This window comes from Candidatus Poribacteria bacterium (assembly GCA_021295755.1).
Classification (GTDB): Bacteria; Poribacteria; WGA-4E; order WGA-4E; family PCPOR2b; genus PCPOR2b.
Map to the genome: position 1 here is coordinate 22,571 of JAGWBT010000075.1, position 21,223 is coordinate 43,793.

Sequence of the window (21,223 nt, forward strand, 5' to 3'; positions counted from 1 at the left end):
GGTGATGAATGATGGACGAGGCTGGCTAATCTTGAGTCCTTACGAGAAAACCCAGCATCTCCTCCTTGAACCGTTTGCGCTGGCAACCGGAACGGTTAAAACGGTTGAATTGGGACAACTCCCCTTCGCCTTCAATCTGGAAAACGAGAATGATGGCCCTTTGTTGCTAGAAGTGAACTCCATCGGGGGACAGATTGGTGCGATGACCTATACTTCTGAAAGTCAGTTTGGCTCAAAATTTCACTGGGGTGGGATGGGGATAGCGCCATCGAAAACGGTCGCAGCGGTGCCAAGTAAAGGGAAATACCGCGCAAAAATCTGGCAAACGCGCAAAACAGTTGAAACAGAGAAGGTACATCTTACCACACACCCCCTTCGGATAGAAGAACGGATACAGTTCGGTCAAGTGCTCTCATACGAGGGACCAATCAAGCCCGGCAGCGCCAAGACTTTTGTGCTAGATAAATCCCGTCAGACTTATGAACTATTGCTTACCGGGGGATTGGTCGCGTTTGTTTGGGATGGGAAACAGACGCAGGCACTCGTCGCCGCACGCAGCAATACTCAGGAGTTAATTACCGTTCCCGGCAGAGAACTAGTCATCGCTAACCACGCGGACGACACAGGGTTATTCCGCATCGAAAGGAAGCAAGAAACTGTGGGAACCGTGGGGGAATTCGACTCAAAACAGGGCTTTGAAGGTGTCTTCACCGAAGCAGGCATCATATCGCTGTGGATTGATGAGGTCAAGGACGCGAAAGAACTCTTTGTGACAGGGGATGCGTTGAGAGCTCGTCTCCTAGGGAACGATGGGCTTATTCACGAGGGGGAACGCTTCCAAGTCCTGCTTAGCGAGGATGCTCCGAACGGCACAAACCGGACACCGGGAATACTTGAAATTTCATACGGACCCGGCTATGTCAAGGTCTGGAAAGCCAATCCAGAGGAGAAAGATTTGGCGTTTATGGGTAAGAAGCCTCGCAGAGTGAAAGGTCTCTCCAATGGGTTAGCGAAATTAGAAAACCGATCGCAACGCTGGATGTTCGATTTAAAGCATCCTGCTTACATCATTGCTGATGCAGACGGACCGGGCGTAACGGCATTGCTAGCAGATCAAAAGGTAGTGGCTACGAGTGTCGGAAGCAGCAACAAAGGTCGGCAGCTTCACTACTTTCTGCCGCCGGGGGATTATCAGCTTTGGACACGACCATTAGAAGGAACAACGCAGGCAGGGAATATCCGCTTGTTAAAGGTTTTTCCGAAACCACTTGATACCGCATCCGACAGTCCCCGGTTAATCCGTCCTAGTGAAATCCAAATTTTCAAATTTAATGTAACGGTAAAAGGAGAAGTGGGGGTTGGCATTCGCACGGAGAGCGACCAACTAGACGCCAAACTTTTCGACAACCAATTTAAGCGATTGGCATCTAGTCCGGTAATGATTCAGGAACTGGAGCTGGGGGAATATCTACTGATGGTTGAAACGATTCCACAGTCATCGGGGCCGATTCAGTATACCCCTTTGGTGCTTGGTCATACTGGGGGCAGGCTAGAGATACCGGAGGAAGTTATCGGTAAATATTTGACCCAAACCGCTGGGGAGAAATAAGACAGAAGTGGCTCCTGTAAAAAAAGCACAAAGCGCAAAGAGAAACCGAGTTTTTAGCAAAAATTCAGTTTCTATTGCATGATTTCTTAGCATGAACTTTTATGTTTTACATTTCACGCATCACTCAACAACATGCCAACGATTATGATTGTCGCCGGTGAACCGTCCGGCGATCTCCAAGCCTCCCGTGTAGCTGCCGCACTAAAAGAAGTCGCTCCCGATTTAGGGCTATTTGGCATGGGAGGCGATCTGATGGAGGAAGCGGGGGTTGAACTTATCTATCATATCCGCGATTCTGCGGTGATGGGAATCGGCGAGGTGTTTACCGCCATCCCTGCTTTCTTAAAGAAGCGCAAACATCTCAAACATCTGATTCGTGCGAAGCGTCCCGATGCCCTCGTATTGGTTGATTTCGGCGATTTCAATATGCCTTTGGCGCGTTTTACCCATCGTCTGGGGATTCCGGTCATCTACTATATTCCCCCCAAAGCGTGGGCATGGCGACCAAATCGCGCGAAAAAGATTGCTAAAACGACAACCGCTGTCGCATCAATTTTTCCATTTGCGGCGGAATTTTATCGGGGCGCTGGAGCAAATGTGGAGTTTGTTGGGCATCCGTTGCTGGACTTTGCCCGAATCGATCTGAGTTGTGCGGAAGCCCGTCATGCGATCGGTTTGAACGAAGATCCTCCCGTGATTGGACTGATGCCCGGCAGCCGTCGTCGAGAAGTTGAACGGCTCCTGCCGGTGATGTTGGAGGTTACGAATCAGATACATCAGGTTGTGCCAGATTGCCAATTTGTCCTTCCACTTGCACCCGGTATTGATTCAGCGACGTTGCCAGAGATGCCGTTGGTCAACGTTGTAAGGGAACAAGTATATGAAGCCATGCGCGCATCAGATTTGATGCTCATTGCATCGGGGACAGCGACCCTTGAAGCCACTTGTTTAGGTACGCCGATGATTGTGGTTTACAAGATGTCGAGGTTATCGTGGCATATCCTCAGAGCCCTCGTTAAACTGGAACTCAGCGGGTTGCCCAATGTTATCGCAGAGCGCGAAATCGTTCCAGAACTTCTCCAAGATCAAGTGACAGCAGAACGTATCGCCCCCATCGCCCTTGAACTGTTGCAGAACTCAAAAAAGCGAGCAGCACAGCAAGAGCAGCTTCGTTGGGTGTATGAACAATTGGGGGAACCCGGCGCAGCGCAGCGAACCGCTCAGTTAATACTGAATCACATCAAGCAAGGAGAAATTAAATGATTGACGAAAGTTGGTATAAACGCCCGCCCGGTGTTTCAGATCGAACATCTGCGGGGGGCGTTGTTGCACGGATAGCAGATGGACAGATTTATGTCGCGCTCGTCGGAGAACTTAGTCTTACGGAGCGCGTTTTGCCAAAGGGTGGTGTCGAACCCGGCGAAAGTTTAGAAGATGCTGCCCGCCGAGAAATCGAAGAGGAAGCAGGCTTATCCTCACTAGAACTGATTGAAAAACTGGAAATTCGAGAGCGTCTCTCGTATGACAGAGTTTGCTGGATTACAACCCACTATTTCCTCTTTGTTACAGAACAGGTGGAGGGTATTCCAACGGATGTTGAACACCACTACGAACTCGCGTGGTATCCAATCGAGGCACTTCCGGCGATATTTTGGCCCGAACAGCGGGAATTGATAGAAACAAACCGTGATAAGATTGTTAGACTCATCGAGCAGAATTACTCATGAAGGATTATCTGTACGCTATCATTACGGGCAGGGCGACGGGGATTATTCCATCTCTCCTGATTGGCTTGCTGACTCCACTGAGCTATATCTACGCCGTAGTCCTCAGGACGCGAGATTGGCTCTACGATTGTAGGATTCTCAAACAGAAACACCTTCCTTGTAGGGTGATTAGCGTCGGAAATATCGCTGCCGGCGGCACAGGCAAAACGCCGGTAGTCATCTGGATAGCAAAATATCTGCAAAACGAAGGATTCCAAGTGGGGGTGCTTCTGCGTGGTTATGGTCGAGAAGACCGTCATTCAACCTTAGTCGTATCCGATGGGAAACAGATTCTGACATCTCTGACAGAAAGTGGCGATGAGGCTGGCATGATAGCCCGTAAGCTACCAGGTGTTCCCGTTGTGGTTGGGAGTGATCGCTATACTGCCGGTCTTGAAGTGATTCAGCTTTGGGGGCACGCGGAAGGCGTACTTATCTTGGACGATGGCTTTCAGCGGCGACAGTTGGCACGAGATCTGGACATCCTTACAATTGATAGCACCCAGCCTTTTGGCACAGGGAGATTACTCCCAGCGGGGACGTTACGTGAACCGAAAACTGCTTTGAGAAGAACAGATATCCTCTTACTAACGCGGACAGACCTTGTGGCAGCACCTATCAACTTTGAGCCATTTGTACAAGAGAAACAGATTTTCGAGACCCGTCATCAACCCACAAGATTGTATCAACTGAGTACAGGTGAAGAATGTGAGCTAGATCTGTTAAAAGGGCAGCACATCCTTGCGGTATGTGGCATCGGCAACCCCGAAGCCTTTGTTGGAACGCTTCGCCAGTTTGGACCAAAGGCTGTGGAACTTCTAGCGTTCCCCGATCATCACCGCTACTCGTTGGCAGACCTCAACGACATCAGCACAAGAGCGCGTGATATTGGGGTGAATATAGTTGTAACAACTGAGAAAGACTCCCAGAAACTAGAAGCCTTTGCAGCCACGACAGAATTTTCGCTTCCAGAATCTGTGCAGTTTTTTGTGTTAGAAATTGAACTCGAAATTAGGACGAATCCAGAAGTTTTAAAAAAACGGCTACAGCAGGTCGCTGCCGAACCGAAATCGGGAGTAAATGGATAGAGGGATTACGGTAGACTATACCCTTACGTTTCATTTACCTTGCAAACATTGAAAATTCTTTATACCGATAATCATCTTTTCGTCGTCCGTAAGCCGGCGGGTATGTTGGTACAGGGCGATCGCACCGGCGATACGTCGCTGTTGGATTATGCCCGGGAATATATAAGAGATAAGTTTAATAAGCCCGGCAATGTTTATATAGGTCTTGTCCACCGACTTGACCGACCGACGTCAGGTGTCGTTGTGTTCGCGCTGACCTCCAAAGCAGCAAAACGGCTGTCTGAACAGTTTCGGGTGGGAGATGTCCGAAAAATTTACTGGGCACTCGTCGAAGGCAAAACGCCAACTAACGGAACGTTGGTCGATCAGATTCATCGCCGTGGTCCCACAAGCCATCTAGTTAAAGGGCCCGGCGGTCAACGTGCGGAATTGTTTTTTCGTCGGCTTCGGTATCACAAAGGTGTGTCCTGGGTTGAGATTGAACTCGTAACAGGTAGACATCATCAGATTCGTGTACAATTTTCACATCGTGGGCATCCAGTGATTGGCGATTTTCGGTACGGGTCTAAAGTCAAATTTGGACAGAAAGCGTTGGCTTTACACGCCCGGTCACTTACTATCAGTCACCCAACACGAAAAGAAGAGATGACCTTTTTAGCGGAGCTAGAGTCTTTCTGGCCTAGACAGTTTAGGACTTTGTGATCCTTATGTTCCAGATTAGTAATCCCTTCTTTTTTTTACTCCTCGGTATCATTCCAATCTTGCTGATTATTAATTCTTACACACGCGTTGAGGCAGCGCGCTGGCGGAAGATTGGGACCCTCCTACTGCGTCTTGGGGCGGTGTTCTGCCTCATCTTGGCATTAGTCGGTTTGCAGCAGAAAGGCCAAGAAGATATCCTCGCTGTCGTGTTCCTCCTTGATGTGTCTGACAGCGTTCCAACGGTACAGCAAAAAGCAGGAATCCAGCAGATTAACGCAGCCCTTGACGCACTCAAGCCGACCGACCTATTCAGCGTCATTCTGTTCGCAGGGGGAGCTGCAGTGAGTGTGCTAAATCAGTCTACAGCAGCGCAGCCCCATCTAACAGAAGAGATTTTATATAGTGTAGAACTTGACCGAACGACAACCAATCTCGCAGGAGCGATTCAACTGGGACTGAGTCTATCGCCCGATGGGCAAGTAGGACAAAAGCGGCTGGTACTGCTGAGTGATGGCGTTCAAAACGCCGGTGAAGCAGCAGCTCTGCTAGACCTCGTCCGGGCGAGTGAAATCGAGATCTTCACGCTGCCACTGTTGTCCGAGCGGGAATACGAAGTCTGGGTGAGAACGCTGGAAACCCCGTCACAGGTGCGAGTAGATGAAACTTTCCCGGTCCGCGCGATTGTCGAAACAACAGCGGATACAGCGGTTCAAGTGAGACTTTACCGCAACGACATCCCTGTGACTGAACCTCAAACGAGAGTTTTGGAACGGGGTAAGCAGCCAATTGATTTTCCGCAACGAATTTCTGAGGAAAATGTCTATAAGTATCGAATCGAGCTCTCTGTTGCTAACGCTACCGGCGATAACCCCGAAAACAACACGGGGTACGGTGTTACCCGCGTTTATGGAACGCCGCATATCCTGTATATTGAGGGAGATACTGGACAGACAGAAGCACTGACGACTGTCCTTGAAATGAACAGTTTGGCGGTTAAAATCCTCTCTCCCTCCGAATTTCCAACCGATCTTGTCACGCTCCAAAACAGCGATGCCATAATCTTGAGCAACGTATCCGCCGATGAACTTTCCGCCCTTCAGATGGAGCATATCGAAAGCTACGTTCGCGATCTGGGGAAAGGATTAGTCGTGATTGGCGGGGACCGGGCGTTCGGTAGGGGTGGCTACCACGACACACCGCTGGAAAAGGTGTTGCCCCTCGAAATGACACCTCGTCAGAAAAAAGAATCCCTTGCATTGATGCTTGTTGTCGATGCGTCTGGAAGTATGGCAAACTATATCGGTCCGTATCAGAAAATCCAGTTGGCACTTGAAGGGGTACGTGCCTCCATTCGTGCGCTCGACGACGAAGACCGCGTCGGGGTGATAGCCTTCGCCGCGAAAATCAGGATGGATCGCCCACCAACAACCGCACACGAAGATATGCTCCGTGAAGTTGGAAAGTTGCGTCCCGGCAGTGGTACGAAGATGTATCCCGCACTGGAGAAGGCTCATGAGCGACTTCAAACGGTTGACGCGAAACAGAAACATATCCTGCTTCTATCAGACGGCAAATCGGAGGGCGATTTTATTCCGTTGGCGAAACGGATTGCAGCAGACAAGATGACTCTCTCGACCATCGCTATCGGTGATGCGGACCGGGCACTGATGAAAGCAATCGCTGAAGCGGGAGGCGGTGGATACCGCGATGTTCGGAACATCAGTGAGCTTCCAAAGATTATGGCTGACGAGGTGCGTCAAACGCAGCAGTATACGGTTCAAGAACCGTTTCAGCCAAGCGTTAATGATGGAGATTACCCAATGTTAGCGGGGATTGATCGCGTACCGAAACTCTACGGCTACATTGCTACCTCAGAAAAGGAACTCGCACAGACCTATATCCACTCCCATGAAGATCACCCAATCCTTGCTGGGTGGAACTACGGGCTTGGTAGGTCTATCGCCTTTACCTCTGATGTGAAGCCCGGTTGGGGGGCGGATTGGATTGAGTGGGAGAATTTCGGCAAATTCTGGGTGCAGGTTGTTAATTGGGTGTTACTATCAATAGATGAAGCAGGTGATTTCGATTTGAGGGTAACTCACCAGTACGGTAGGGGCCAACTATTCATAGATATGGCGTCAACCATAGCAACGCACGGAATCACATTTGATGCGCGTATCGCTCTACCCAACGCCGGGGGAGAGGTCGCTGAGCTGCACCGCGTTACACCGACGCGATATTCGGCAGAATTCCCCGTGCGTGAGCGCGGATCATATCTTCTTACTGTCCAGAAAAACCGAGATGGGCAGGTCGAAAGCACTGCTTATGAAAGCCTTGTTCTCTCTTACCCCCCGGAGTTTGCCGAATTTGAGACGAATCGTCAGTTGCTCAATGCACTTGCCAGCCGAACCAACGGAATTTTTGAGCCATCACCTAAACAGATCACTCAACACCGCGGGACAGCGATTGAACACCTGAAACCACTCTCGTTTGTTCTGTTGATAATCAGCTTGATTCTATTCGTCTTGGAGATGATTCTGCGCCGTTTCAGTATTGCGAGCGGCTATCTTACGGAACTCAAAGCACAATTGACATCCCTGCGTCGCCGAGAGGACCCTGCATCATCGCTAACACTTTCACGCTTGAGGCAAACGAAAGCAAACCTAACAGAGGAAACATCGACAACGCCTAGTGATTTCGCCCCTTCCTCGGCATCCCAATTTGGCTATCAGGGTGGAGGCGAATCAGATTCGGTGTCGAGGACAGGCACATCAGCAGCCCCACAACCTACAGCGACAGGTAACATGGGCAGACTGTTGCAAGCGAAAAGTCGGGCACATAAAAGCGAACCATCTACATAAGTCCGCTTGAAATTCGCGATCTTGCCCGTGCTTGTTGTAGGAACGGCAAATCTAAGGCAATAACCTCGCAAAGGAGAACAGCATGAAAGCATCGTTTTGCACGAATGCCTTTGGCAACACACAACAGGATATTGAACAAGCGATCCCGACGTTGGCGCGGATGGGATACGACGGATTAGAGTTTTGGGAACAGTACCTCTCTAGCGCAGATCTAAAGTGGCTCACAGGGATAATGGACGCACACCACCTCGAAATTGTCCAGATCTGCCCATATTTTGACTTCACCACAAGTTTGGAGACATGGGAGCAGAGTATCCGGGATGCAGTGCGATATATCGAGTATGCGATTCAGTTGGGAGGTCCCTTCATCCGCACTTACACCGGCAATGTCGGCAGCGCCGATGCAACGGCGGAGCAGTGGGATGCCTGCGTGAGAGGATTACAGCGGATTTGTGAGATGGGTATGCCGCACAGCATCGTGTTTCCACTTGAAACCCATCAGGTTATCCATTCGGGTCCTAACCTAACAGATACGAGTCCAACTACACTCAAACTGTTAGCCGACGTAGGGATGGAAAATCTGAAGGTGAATATCCAGACACCGCTATTAGGCGAATCGGTGTTCGACACAGCAGCGCAGTTAGGTCCCCACGTTGTTCATGTTCATGCACACAATTGGATAGGAAATTGGCCCAATTTGACATTTCTGGATGCCGGGGAGGAGGATTTTACGGAGTTCACACGGATATTAAAGGACAAGGGTTTTGACGGTTACATTTCTATCGAACATGGCAGCCATCACCCACCCTATGAAACGGCAGCACATGAAATCGAATATCTGAAACAGCTGATTTCTGGTGCACTTTGGGCATGAGAAACAATGTCGAGAACTTGCTTGGCTGCTGAACACCGGACCATTTTCCGATTATTGTGTGGCAGCTTGGAGAGAGAAATTAACCAAAATCACCACTACGGGTGCAGCCCTAGCGGCAACTTGCAGGAAGGAGAAATTGTGATAAGGAAATATCGACCATCAGATCTTGAAACGCTACGGCAAATCACGGCGATTTGTTTCGAGGGAGTTTCAATCGATAAGAATATCGAAGACAGGTTCGGTATTATTAATGAACTCGATTGGAAACAGCGCAAGATGCCGCACATTAACGATGATGTAGAAGCAAACGCGGACGGTGTGTTCGTCGCAGAGATTGACGGAGAGGTGACGGGTTATATCACCACCTATGTCAATCGTCAAACGAAAATCGGCGGAATCCCAAACCTGTCTGTGCACCCAGACTTCCAACAGCAAGGGTTGGGAACACAACTGATTGAGACTGCATTGGTATATCTCAAAGAGGAAGGAATGCTTTACGCGCGGATTGAGACGTTGGAACAAAATCAGATTGGAACGGAATTTTATCCCAAGATGGGCTTCGTCGAAATTGCCCGGCAGGTACACTATATACGGCCGCTGTAATCTCGAACAGGCCTCACACTAATCTTCTTCCACTTCCAAAAAGATTGATTGACCTTGTTCAGCAGAGATAAAAATCTAACTTCTGTAAATTTAGGATTTTTTTAGAGGTCTATTGTTGTAGATGGTGCGAGGACTGCTTCAATTCCGTCCGTTGTGATCAGTTGGATTGCGTTCTGTAACTGGTTGTCATTGACGAGATCAATCAATGGATCAATACCGATATTTCTGTTGAAGACCGCCTTCGCTTCGTTCTTGACAATCTCCATATCAAGTGTGATCTTGTTTTCCATAAGTGTTGCCATTAACTCTGGGAGTTCCACCTCCAACTGAGAAAAATCTTTGGGCGTTTCACCCATCTCCTTTTCTGTCCGTTCGATCCACTCTTCAACAAACGTTTTGACATATTCCGCAGCATAGACCCGCATCGCCGCCGTTACTTTATCGAGTTTGCTCATCTCAACCACGATGTTTGGCTCAATCCCTTTTTCGTTAATCGAGACGCCGCTCGGCGTGTAGTAAGTCGAGATTGTGAGTGAAACTGCGCCTTTTTTCTCTAAGCTGTTCAAAGGAAACCGTTGCTGAACAACACCTTTGCCGAAAGTTTTCTTGCCGAGAACGGCTCCCCGCTTGGAGTCCTTGATGGCACCTGCGACAATTTCAGAACCGCTCGCACTATACTCATTTACAAGCACAACTAGCTCGACCTCCGCTGGACACAGGATTTCATGCGTTGCTGGATACTGTTGGTTGTATCGATTAAGTCGTCCGTGTGTTGACACAATAATACCCCTAGAGATAAAGGCATCCGCTACATCGTAGGCAGCTTTAAGCAATCCCCCTGGATTATCTCGGAGATCCAAAATCAGTGCCGTCATCGCTCCGTCTTCAGTATCAAGTAAAGTATTTAACGCTTTCTTGAACTCTTCAACGGTTCTGCCGGTAAAGTTCTCAATTTTTATATAACCGATTCCGTCTTCTAGTCTTGTTTCCCGAACGCTCTCAATCTTAATTTCCTCACGAATTAGGGTCACATCAAACGGTTCCGAATATCCTCGGCGCTGCACCGTAACTGTAACCTCCGTACCAATCAATCCTCTTAAAATATCAACAACCTCTGAAAGTGTTTGTCCACCCGCACTAATATGAATCGGCTCCCCATCAACTTTGGTTATGTAATCGCCTGCCTGCAACCCTGCTCGCATCGCTGGCGTATTCGCCAAAGGTCGAGCAATTTTTATAAAGCCTTTATCTGCATAAATCTGAATACCCAGTCCGCCAAATTTGGCATGATAGAGATTCTCCTCCTCGCGTTTCTGATCCACCGGCGGCAGGTAGAAAGAATAGGGATCGTCTAGAGCGGCAAGTGCACCTTTGATAGCCCCTTCAAACATCTCTTGCTGATCGACGTTGTCGTAGTAATGTACATCTGCCTTTCTAATCACCTCTATTAGCGCCTTCTGCAGCATGAGACTGTTTCTGCCATCGCGATCACTTAACGCAGTTCTTTCTCCCAGCGGAACGAGAAAGAGCGCAATGATAACAGCAGCTCCCAGAATTGCGATAGGCAAAGTGTGTTTTCTATATTGAACCATGAATCCCCCTCATGTTTGTTGTTCTTTGATTAAGCGCAGCATATAGTTGAGATTTTACTTTTGTAGAATCATCTAGTCTTTATAATTATAACACGACTCGCGGAATGCTGCAAGAAGTTAAAAGTGACTCTCTCTTAACTTCGACCATAGTCTAGAAATGCAGGTGAATGAGCGGCCTCACTGTCACGTGAGAGTAAGTTTGCTCCGAGACTGTATCGGAAAAGAACGGCTCGCAAAAGGTATCAAGGCGGGCTAGGAATTCGGGGAGATCCATACCCATGTACATCCCTGTTGGATTGTCGAGGTTGGTTAGCACCTGACGTAGTTTGTTGCGTCCATTGGTTGAAAGACTTTGCAGCCCGCGCAGTTGTCGCATGTGGTACTTAATCAGCGCCGCCGAAATTTGAATTAACCCCTGTAGAAACAACCGACAATCGTCCTCCGTTTTATTCCAAAGCCCTTCCCACGCCTCATGCGCTTCCCACCAATAGGCAAAATTATAGAGATCGACTCCGTACAGATAATCTTCAGTTTGACGCCAATCCGCGGGCAGGCAAACCGGGCTATCGTCGTCCTCCAAGCCGTAGCTATGCCCTTCTGGATCTCTGATCGGATGTGGTGTGACCCCCGGCACATGGCGATAGGGCGGGAAAGGACGCTGTGGACAGTATCGGATTCCATCTGGATCGAATGGCTGCGGTTGCTCTATGGGTTTGCTTTCCTCCAGAACCGATGGAACCGTGATTTTCTGCTTCGAACTCCTGAGAAATTTAGGAATTTTTAGTTTCATAGTTAAAATTGTGATGCGGTAAGAGGACTTGTTGTCACTTTTATTATATCACATTCAGGATAGATTTTACAGGTAGTAATAGATGTATCAGCTTTAGGTGGATGCGGTGCTTCAACTTTACCGTTTTTTCATAGCATTCTCCGCTCAATTTGTGATAACATCCTCGCTACAGGTTTGATGGGACAGGTCGTTTAAGATACCATAACCAACAGAGATTAAGTGGAAACAAAACAATCAAAGGACCAGAGGAGATAGCGATGAAAACAGATATCTATGTGGTCAAACTCAGTGCTGGAGAACGCGTCGGAGAAGCGGTTAAGCCCCTCCTCGATCCAGTGGATATGGGAAGTATTGGCCACTTTGCAGTATCCAAAGATCAGCCAACAGAGCTACACTATCACGACTATGATGAATATTGGTACTTCACCGAAGGCACAACAACTGTTACCCTGCGCACCTCTGATGGCATGAGTCAATCGTATCGGATTGGACCGGGCGATCTGGTTGTAACCCCCAAAGGCGTGGAGCATGGCCATATTCCTGACGACACTGTAAAAGGGATTCAGTGGGTGAGCGTCATTGCACCGGATGCGCGTCGCGGACATTTACACCGGGAGTTATAATATAGGCTGCTATTTACTCTTTGACATACTCCCACCCCCTAAAGGGTGGGGATTCTCATCCGCCACGCCATAGGGAGTGGAATTGCGCTATCAACAAGGACAGGACAGCGAACCGCCTCTTACGTCCTCTCCTTCGAGGGTTGATGCCCCAACCCGGTAGATGTTAATTGCAGCGTTACGGTCTCGGTCATGGACTGCACCACAATCGCTGCATTGCCATGTGCTATCACGGAGATTCAACGCTTCATTGACAGCACGACAAACGGAACAAGTTTTAGGCGAAGGATACCATTTATCAATGAAGGTGATTTTGACACCTTTTTTCTTGGCGATATAACAAAACTTCTTGACGAAATCGGCAAAGCCTAAGTCACTGACCTTGCGTCCCCAAAGGCGTTTCATGCCCTGTAGGTTCAGATCCTCAAGGCGAATCTCGTCGTATGCGTCAGTGAGTTCATGTGCCAACTTCCGGTGGAAGTCCGCTCGTTGTCGTTCAATCTTGCGGTGTTTTCGTGCTAAGTCAAGCCTTGCCCGTTCACGGTTCTTGGACTTGTTCTTGGTTCGTGAATGCGCTCGGTTTGCCCGTTTGATAGCGCTGAGACTCCGTTTGAAAAACAGAGGCGAGTCTATATCATGTCCATTGTGACCGGTAAGATACCTTTTAAGACCGAAATCAAAGCCTGCGATTTTACCCGTCATGACTCGGTTAAGGTCTGACTCCTCATAGTCTGTTAAGATACAGATATAAATGTCACCTACAGCGTCCCGTTTTATCGTGCAACACTTGGGAGTGCCAAAAATATGACGGGACTTGAAATAGGAATGGATACACTTTCCTATTTTGATGCGATTTCCTTGTAGCAATTTCCAACCTGCTTGTAGTAGCGTGAATGACTTATATTTGCGACGTGGCTTGAAACGGGGACGCCCCCATTTCTTATCCAAAGCACGGGCTTCAAACATTGCCTGGTAGCCTTTATCTATTCGTCCAACCACGTCTTGAATCGCTTGGCTTGGCAGTTGATTCCAATGGGCGAACTTAGGCAACCGTTTCAGTTTAGAGATATGGTTTATCAGTCGCGTAGTAACGACGCTGGAGCGCTACACAATGATTCCAGACGTGAGCGTGTCCGTCTATCGTCTTGTGCAATTCACGATTACCGTGATTGGAATATAACTTAAACTTGTAGGTTTTCATGGGATTCAGCTTTCTAACTTTCATTTCCTGTACGATAGGGTGTGGGAAGCACCACCGAGCGGTGGCGTCGTACCTTCCCACGAAAGCCAAGACAAGTATACCATATTTTACCGGCAATTTTACCTTTTTTCACTAATTGACGGGGTTTGGCTGACTACATCCCTTCCCTAAAGGGAAGGGGGCTTGTCAGCAAGATTGATAATGGCGCGAGTTGTTGCTTGTTGGTCTGGTGTCTGTGGGATCTAGAGCAATATGTCTACTACTAGCAACTTGGATAGTTCTATACAATAAGGAATAATCATGACACAGGAAAGTACAATGCTACCTCGCCGTCGGTTGGGGCGCACAGGTTTAGAAGTAACCGCGCTCAGTATGGGCGGCGCAGGTGTTGGACGCGACAATGTATCCGATGATGAAGCGATTGAAGCGGTACATCGGGCGATAGAACTGGGAATGAACTACCTCGACACGGCACCGTTGTATGGGGCTTGCGAAAGTGAACGACGGATTGGGCTAGCGTTGGCTGGTGGTTGGCGTGAGAAGATCTACTTGGCAACAAAGATAGGGACGCATCCCGAATGGCGTGGCGACTTTTCGGCATCAACGACGCGCCGAAGCGTCGAAAATAGCATGCGGTTGTTGGACACAGACTATCTAGATGTGTGTCTCGTTCACGATCCGGACAGCATGGACCCTGTGATTGCAAAGGGTGGAGCGTTTGAGGAACTCCAGCGGATGCGCGACGAAGGGATACTACGCTTTATTGGATTGGGTGTGCGTGAACATGAGTTTCACCGTATCGCCATTGAAACGGGTGTTGTGGATGTGATCCTGACCTTCCTTGACTACACGCTGCTTAGCCAGACCGCTGCTGAGAGCTTGTTGCCCTTTGCGGCAAAGCACGATATTGGAGTTATCAACGGCAGCCCAATCGCAATGGGACTGCTTTCCGGTGTTGAACCGGACGTAGCTGCTCGACCGCCGGAGGGAGAAAAGGCGCATCGACTTTGGCAGTGGGCAGCAGAAAACAATCAGAATCTGCTCAATTTAGCAATCCAATTCTGTCTGCGTCAACCGCTTATCCATATGAGCCTGACAGGATCTAAAGACGCAGCGGAGGTTGAACAGAATTTTGCTGCGGCAACTACGCCAGTGCCGGAGGAGATCTGGGAGCAATTGGCAACTGTGATATAAGAATTTAATCTTTGAATTTCTTCACCTATGGGAGATGTTAATGTCTGTTTATGATGTTGCTATAATTGGAGGGGGACCGGGCGGTTATGTTGCAGCGATCAAGGCTGCTCAGTTAGGAGGCAAAGTCTGCTTAATCGAAAAAGGGGAATGGGGAGGCACCTGCTTAAATCGGGGGTGTATTCCAACCAAAACGCTGTTTTCGGTGGCACACTTCGCTACGCAAGTTCGGGAGGCAGAGGGATTTGGAATCAAAATTAGCGGCGCAGAGATAGATTATTCGCAGGTGCTAGGACACAAGGAAGCTACTGTCAAAAAGCTAACCGGCGGCATTGCACAGTTACTCAAAAGAAACGGGGTTGATACAATTAACGGAACTGGTATCCTCACCGGGCGGAACAGGATAGCAGCGACGAAATCGGACGGCACACAGGAGCAGATAGAAGCGAATCGGATTATCATCGCCACCGGTTCAGAGCCCGCGAATATCCCTCTCTTTGAAATTGATGAACAGCAGGTGCTGACAACAACGGGAATTCTCGAACTGACGGAACTTCCCAAGAGTATCATCATCGTTGGCGGCGGCGTTGCCGGTTGTGAGTTTGCGTCGATCTTCAACGGATTGGGCTGCGATGTCACTGTCCTTGAACTGCTGCCGACAATTCTCGCTACGGAGGATGTGCAGATTGTTCGACAGCTCCGCCTTTTGATGAGACGCAAAGGGATCGAAATCAAGACAGATGCCAACGTAACGGTTGTGGACAAATCGGAATCGGGCGTGACGGCAATATTAGAGTCTGGCGAAAGTTTTAGCGCTGAGAAGATGTTGATTTCTATCGGCAGGAGTTTCAACTCGGAAGGTATTGGATTGGAAACCGTCGGCGTCCGTACAGATAAAGGCAAGATTGTCGTCGATGAACGGATGGAGACGAATGTACCGGGCATCTACGCAGTCGGCGATGTGGCGAGTCGATATCTGTTGGCGCACGTTGCATCGGCAGAGGGGATTGTCGCTGCACAAAACTGCATGGGCGGGGAAGCGGAGATGGATTACAGCACTATACCGTGGTGCGTTTTCACAATTCCCGAAATTGCTAGATGCGGCATGACGGAAGCACAAGCCGAAGAAGAAGGTTACGCGGTCAAGGTCGGGCGATTTCCTTACGCAGCAAGCGGTAAGGCTTTGGGAATGCGCGAAACAGATGGATTCGTCAAGGTTATCTCAGATCAGGAATTTGGCGACATCCTTGGCGTCCATATCCTCGGCGCGCACGCTTCAGACCTGATTCATGAAGCTGTGGTTGCCATCCGTATGGAGGCATCGGTCGCCGATTTGGCGCACACAATCCACGCACATCCGACCCTCGCTGAAGCTGTTATGGAATCTGCTGAGGCAGCTTATGACCGCGCCATTCATATTTTCTAACGCAGATTACCGTTGAGAGATACTCTCAATATATCGTACATAACCCAATGTGGCACATGTCGCCCCTCTGGGGCTTTAAGAGGTTACGGCATACGGAGCCCCGATAAAATCGGGATTCAGAGCAATATGCCTACTACTAGATTTACTATACCTCATCATGCCTAAGTCTCAAGTTTTCGATTTTGCCCCTTTTGGGGAGGGTGCGTCTAACAGAGACCTCGCCCCAACCGATGTTAGACTTGACCGCTTTGTCGAGGCACAACTCCCAGAGCAGATAGAGACGGAGGTAGAGATGACACCCCTCTTTTCTCTGTCGCGAACATACATCCAAAAACTGATTCGCGAAGGTGCTATAACCGTCAACGGCAAACCGTCCAAGCCCGGTTACAAACTCCGAACCGGCGATCGGGTTTCCCTCACACTTCCCGCCCCACGCCCTCTTCAGACCATTGAACCGGAACCGATTCCGCTCGATATTCTGCATGAAGATTCCGCTCTGATCATCGTGAACAAACCGGCAGGTATGACTGTCCATCCCGCCGGTGAGGCTCAATCCGGCACGCTGGTCAATGCGTTGCTCCATCACTGTGAAACCCTCCCCGGCATCGGCGGCGTTCAACGCCCCGGCATCGTGCATCGTCTCGACAAAGATACCTCCGGCGTGATTGTTGTCGCTAAGACAGATCACGCACATCGGCACCTTTCAGCGCAGTTTGAGGCACACACCACCACACGTCATTACTACGCTGTTGTTTGCGGTGTACCTCCTAACGAAACGGGAACCGTCAATGCCCGCATCATCCGGAGTCCGCGAGACAGACGGAAGATGACAGTCACAGGGATCGGTGGCCGTCAAGCAGTCACTCATTATTACCTCCTTGAACGGTATGACCGGCTCTCCTTCCTCAAGCTGACATTAGAAACGGGACGCATCCATCAGATCCGTGTCCATCTCAGTCATATCGGCCACCCTGTGGCCGGCGATCACGTCTATGGAGGCGGGTATGCCCGCGCCATCCATGATGCCCCTTCCGCTGCTGTTAAAGAAGCACTTGTGGCACTTAACCGCCAAGCACTGCACGCCCATACGCTTGGATTCATCCATCCGGAGACGGAGGAACGACTGACTTTTTCCGCTCCAATGCCCAACGATATGTGGTGGTTGGTGGAAGAATTGAGGCGGGTGGAAGAATAGAGACTTCTATAGTTGACCTGATCCCTTGTATGTGTTACACTCTGCTGACAAATTCAAATTCGGAGGAAGTATTATGAAATGGTCGCTGAACACATATCAGACCTGTCAAGATTGGGAACTGAGCAAAATACTCAAAATCGCTGAAGCCACAGGGTATCACGGCGTTGAGTTATTGATGGACTATGAGCAGAAACACGGCTTCGAGTGGGACACACCCGAAGACCAATGGGGAAGGCTCAAAGATGAAGTCGATGCCAGCGAGGTGGTGATTTCATCGTTGACGAGTTGCCAGAATTTCCACTCACCAGATGCTGATGATCGTGTCGAAAGCGTACGCCGCATCAGGCGCGTTATTGAGATGTCGGACTTCATGGGTTGTGACCACGTCCGCGTTCTCGGTGACCGATTCGACGATAACACCCGCGATGCCGTTGTCGGGTATGTCACCGATGCACTGAAGGCACTTGGGGAGTATGCCCAACCGAAGGGCATTACAGTATCCATCGAAATGCACGGATCTTTCATAGATCCCGTCCCAGCGATGGAGGTCATCGAAGGTGTAAATCTGCCTAACGTCGGGTTCGTATTCAACTGCCAGTTCTTCGGTTGCGAGGCGGGAAGCATTGAACCGCTCTTTTCACAGGTTGCGCCACACATCACGGCAGTGCATACCCACGCTGCCGAGGAGCCGGAAACCTTTGAACTTTACCGTCAGATGTTCGAGTGGCTCAAACGCATTGGATTTGACGGCTATATCTCCAATGAATGCGCATATCGGGGACCAGATCCGGAGAAGGTGCTTGCGTTGTATATAGGGCTGTTTAAGGCGTTTGTGGGCGAATAATACCGGTAGGGAACAACAATCGTTGTTCCCTACTACCAAAAAGTGTAATTAGATAAGGGGGAAAAAATGGCTTATATAAAGAACTGGCGTGATGTCCAACCTAACATCGCTCATTTAAGCGCAGTACATTGGGGATGTCTACGCTCCGTGAAGGAAGGCGGTGACGATGATCGGCATCGTCTGGATCGGTTGGGCGGCTTTGCCCGGCACGCGCTCCAAGGACGCAAGACATCCGATTTTCACAAACATGAAAGTTTGGAGCAGGTCTACTACATCCTCAGCGGGAAGGGAGAAGTGCTGTTTGACGATAAGCGCTATCCCGTAAAAGATGGGGATGCAGTTTACTTACCGGCCGACATCCATCACCAGATGTTCAACACCATGAATGAAGGTTGGTTGGAACATCATGTCATCAGTATGGGTGTTCCGAGCAGGGATGGTAAGTTTACCATCCGCAATTGGACCCAGACACCGCCGCAGGGGGATGGTGCCGGTGCGGTACGATGGTATCAACTAGAACCTGAAGACGATAGTGAGAACGGTTGTCTGAAGGGAATGCAATTCATCGCTCGTGAGTCTGTGCAGCCCGGTAACGAATCAATTGAACGGTGTCACACGGATATTGAGCAGGTCTACTATGTGGTAGAGAATCGCGGTGTGCTCCAAAGCGGTGGTGAAGAACAGGAGATAACCGAAGGGGATATGATTCACATCCCCGCCGGCACGACGTACAAAATCCTGAATCCGCATCAGGAGTGGGTAAGTTCTCTGATTATGGCAGCTTGAGTGTAACGAAATCCCGGTAAATCGGGGTTGAGTGGCTACGCGCTGTATTACTCACGCTCCCACCGACTCGGATTCATGCCGGGGGCTTCGTGGGGCATATTGGGCGGTTTATTGCCGCCCTCGTATATCCAAATGCGAGCATTGCGGTCACCCATCAACTCACGCACAACTGGGGAGAGTTTGGCAACTTCATTCTTGTCCCAAGGCTCCACCTCGGCGGCGGGTCCTGCCCAAGTCGGTCGGTATGAAAGCTGCAGCGCCTCCCGTGGGTATGTCCCGACGTTTGGGTAGTTGCCGTGGAAGACATAGTTATTAAACAGCACCGCAGCACCCGCCTTGCACGTCACCATCATCTCTTCGGGGTGTTCTGCGTAGCGCAGGTAGGGGTTTGCTTCGTTGTGGAAACTCAAATGGGATCTCGGCACTATGCGGAAAGGCGAAACTTCGGGGATTAAATCGTCTAGGTAGTAGAGGACACGGATAATTTTGGGACAGGTGTACTCCGCACTGAAAATCCGGGAGCCCCAAGGTTGACCGTCGCAGTGCAGACTGATGCCAGGGTGTCCGGGCTCAGATCGGGAGTAATCGTAGGACATCAAAACAACTTGATCGCCGCACAACTCTTTGAGGAACTCAATCATCGGTGGATACGCAATCAGCTCAGAGATCGCGCCGCCGGCGAACTGGATGCTTGACTTCCCCCGTTGATGGACACTGTAGTCTACGTGCGTCGTTTCAAGCTGCGATGTTTGGGCTTTGAGACGCGCAATGTGGTCCGCATCAAGCAGATCTGGGAGAACCACGTAGCCCTCGACCTCAAGCTGCTGAATGCGCTGACCGAGTGTGAGTTGGCTCCAGTCCCGGTCGTCTATGCGCGGCGTCCCAACCTTTGTTTGGGCGGAAGCAGATACATTTGACATGGCTCAATCTCCTCTCCTGAAATTATCCGGTTTCCTGCTTGAAGGACTCGTACAGATCTGGAACACCCGCCTCGTAGGGGTCTCCATCGTGGGCGACCACCCGAATGGCCAGGTCCACCTCTTCTCCACGGGATACATAGGTGGCTCCCTTGCGAAAAGGGTTGACCCGGATACTTCCATAGTCCCCCGCATACCAAGCCACATTTCCCATCGAAGGAAACTGGAAAACCGCAATACCGGCGGTGCGCCCTTGGGCATCCGTTCCGTAGTAATCAATCCAATCTGCGTGCTGCCAACCTACTTCATCGTCTCGTCGTCCTTCAGAATCCACAATGCTACCGTCCTGTTTCACACCATCCCGGTCCACAACCCTGAGATGGTCGGTCATCCGAATCGTGAAATATCCGTGCCGTGACGGGCCCAAGCGGATATCCCACTCCGTTGGTCTAAGTTGTGAACGCACGTCGAGGATGTTGGCAACTTCGCCGGGAAAGACACTGATGGTGCGCATCTCTTCGGCAACAACGCGGCGATACTTTGGGGCGTACCCCTGTTCAGGTCCCTGCCATTGCATCCTTACGATGAACTCCAGATGGTTCTCGTTGAACTCCGTGCATTCGTTGTGCGTCATCGCCACAATGCGTCCCTCTCCTCTCCCACGCATGTCAGGCTCGTTGGTGTAGAAGCACATGCCGGGGTCCTCAAATCGCCCAGCCGCAGATGTCTGGTAGGTGAAGAAGTAGTCGTTCCCGACGGTGATTGACTGGTGGAAAGGATGGTCGCTGGTCGGTCTTTCGTTTGTAACAGGGACACCCGACGGCGTCACCACCGGATAGACATAGCAGCGGCGAGAAGACTGGTTGAAGCCGGTAATAGGTTTGCCTTTCCAACTAACCTTCAAAAGCCGAACCGGATCATCCATCCAGTCGTTTGGAACGGATATGTCTGAACTCTCCACTGCAAAATACTTCATAACGCTGCGCTCCTATTGGTGAGGGACTATCCACCTCTTTTGCACTTGACGTTTTTTGTGGGCAATGATATATTGACATACTTCCAAAGCAAAGGCATTGATACTTGACATACTCCCAAACCTAAAGGATTGGGATTCTCCCCCGTTCCTTTAAGAATTAGAATTGCGCTATCAACAAGGAC

General features: G+C 49.9%; 17 protein-coding genes and 2 pseudogenes. 14 read left to right on the forward strand and 5 right to left on the reverse strand.

What is annotated here, in order from left to right:
* The 8 genes and pseudogenes from J4G02_12260 to J4G02_12295 form a co-directional block, all read left to right on the forward strand.
* A partial coding sequence (locus J4G02_12260) for a hypothetical protein (protein ID MCE2395353.1) occupies positions 1-1,609 on the forward strand: 1,609 nt, incomplete at its 5' end.
* Between the two features lie 132 nt (positions 1,610-1,741).
* Positions 1,742-2,872, forward strand: a pseudogene (lpxB, locus tag J4G02_12265) (lipid-A-disaccharide synthase).
* Positions 2,869-3,336, forward strand: a complete 468-nt coding sequence (locus J4G02_12270) for an NUDIX domain-containing protein (GenBank protein ID MCE2395354.1) — start codon at positions 2,869-2,871, stop codon at positions 3,334-3,336. Before lpxB ends, J4G02_12270 begins: the two are co-directional and overlap by 4 nt.
* On the forward strand, positions 3,333-4,463 hold the full coding sequence (gene lpxK, locus J4G02_12275) for a tetraacyldisaccharide 4'-kinase (protein MCE2395355.1): 1,131 nt from the start codon (positions 3,333-3,335) through the stop codon (positions 4,461-4,463). Before J4G02_12270 ends, lpxK begins: the two co-directional genes overlap by 4 nt.
* Positions 4,464-4,565: 102 nt before the next feature.
* Complete coding sequence (locus tag J4G02_12280; protein ID MCE2395356.1) at positions 4,566-5,165, forward strand: RNA pseudouridine synthase; 600 nt, start codon at positions 4,566-4,568, stop codon at positions 5,163-5,165.
* 5 nt (positions 5,166-5,170) lie between these two features.
* Positions 5,171-8,026, forward strand: a complete 2,856-nt coding sequence (locus tag J4G02_12285; protein ID MCE2395357.1) for a VWA domain-containing protein — start codon at positions 5,171-5,173, stop codon at positions 8,024-8,026.
* Positions 8,027-8,108: 82 nt separating this feature from the next.
* Complete coding sequence (locus J4G02_12290) at positions 8,109-8,900, forward strand: sugar phosphate isomerase/epimerase (protein ID MCE2395358.1); 792 nt, start codon at positions 8,109-8,111, stop codon at positions 8,898-8,900.
* Positions 8,901-8,906: 6 nt separating this feature from the next.
* Positions 8,907-9,503, forward strand: a complete 597-nt coding sequence (locus tag J4G02_12295) for a GNAT family N-acetyltransferase (protein ID MCE2395359.1) — start codon at positions 8,907-8,909, stop codon at positions 9,501-9,503.
* Between the two features lie 101 nt (positions 9,504-9,604).
* On the opposite strand, the gene J4G02_12300 is transcribed toward J4G02_12295, so the two are convergent.
* Both J4G02_12300 and J4G02_12305 read right to left on the reverse strand, forming a co-directional pair.
* Positions 9,605-11,095, reverse strand: coding sequence for a S41 family peptidase (locus tag J4G02_12300; GenBank protein MCE2395360.1), 1,491 nt, complete (start codon positions 11,093-11,095; stop codon positions 9,605-9,607).
* Between the two features lie 151 nt (positions 11,096-11,246).
* Positions 11,247-11,885, reverse strand: a complete 639-nt coding sequence (locus tag J4G02_12305) for a DUF309 domain-containing protein (protein ID MCE2395361.1) — start codon at positions 11,883-11,885, stop codon at positions 11,247-11,249.
* A 257-nt stretch (positions 11,886-12,142) separates the two neighbouring features.
* Between J4G02_12305 and J4G02_12310 the strand changes: the two genes are divergently transcribed.
* Positions 12,143-12,508, forward strand: coding sequence for a cupin domain-containing protein (locus J4G02_12310; protein MCE2395362.1), 366 nt, complete (start codon positions 12,143-12,145; stop codon positions 12,506-12,508).
* Positions 12,509-12,598: 90 nt separating this feature from the next.
* On the opposite strand, the pseudogene J4G02_12315 reads toward J4G02_12310, so the two are convergent.
* Positions 12,599-13,706: pseudogene (locus J4G02_12315) on the reverse strand (transposase).
* 300 nt (positions 13,707-14,006) lie between these two features.
* Between J4G02_12315 and J4G02_12320 the strand changes: the two are divergent.
* The 5 genes from J4G02_12320 (at position 14,007) to J4G02_12340 (ending at position 19,148) form a co-directional block, all read left to right on the forward strand.
* On the forward strand, positions 14,007-14,900 hold the full coding sequence (locus J4G02_12320) for an aldo/keto reductase (GenBank protein MCE2395363.1): 894 nt from the start codon (positions 14,007-14,009) through the stop codon (positions 14,898-14,900).
* A 40-nt stretch (positions 14,901-14,940) separates the two neighbouring features.
* Positions 14,941-16,323 carry a dihydrolipoyl dehydrogenase gene (lpdA, locus tag J4G02_12325; GenBank protein ID MCE2395364.1) on the forward strand — a complete coding sequence of 461 codons (1,383 nt, stop codon included), beginning with the start codon at positions 14,941-14,943 and terminating at the stop codon, positions 16,321-16,323.
* A 157-nt stretch (positions 16,324-16,480) separates the two neighbouring features.
* The gene (locus tag J4G02_12330; GenBank protein ID MCE2395365.1) at positions 16,481-17,518 is read left to right on the forward strand and encodes an RluA family pseudouridine synthase; all 1,038 of its coding nucleotides are present in this window, start codon (positions 16,481-16,483) and stop codon (positions 17,516-17,518) included.
* A 73-nt stretch (positions 17,519-17,591) separates the two neighbouring features.
* Positions 17,592-18,362 carry a sugar phosphate isomerase/epimerase gene (locus tag J4G02_12335; GenBank protein MCE2395366.1) on the forward strand — a complete coding sequence of 257 codons (771 nt, stop codon included), beginning with the start codon at positions 17,592-17,594 and terminating at the stop codon, positions 18,360-18,362.
* A 66-nt stretch (positions 18,363-18,428) separates the two neighbouring features.
* Positions 18,429-19,148, forward strand: coding sequence for a cupin domain-containing protein (locus J4G02_12340; protein ID MCE2395367.1), 720 nt, complete (start codon positions 18,429-18,431; stop codon positions 19,146-19,148).
* Positions 19,149-19,195: 47 nt separating this feature from the next.
* Here J4G02_12340 and J4G02_12345 read toward each other — a convergent pair whose 3' ends face one another.
* Complete coding sequence (locus tag J4G02_12345) at positions 19,196-20,068, reverse strand: phytanoyl-CoA dioxygenase family protein (GenBank protein ID MCE2395368.1); 873 nt, start codon at positions 20,066-20,068, stop codon at positions 19,196-19,198.
* A gap of 22 nt (positions 20,069-20,090) precedes the next feature.
* Positions 20,091-21,041: a PmoA family protein gene (locus J4G02_12350; GenBank protein ID MCE2395369.1), complete on the reverse strand. Its 951-nt coding sequence runs from the start codon at positions 21,039-21,041 to the stop codon at positions 20,091-20,093.
* Positions 21,042-21,223 lie beyond the last annotated feature (182 nt).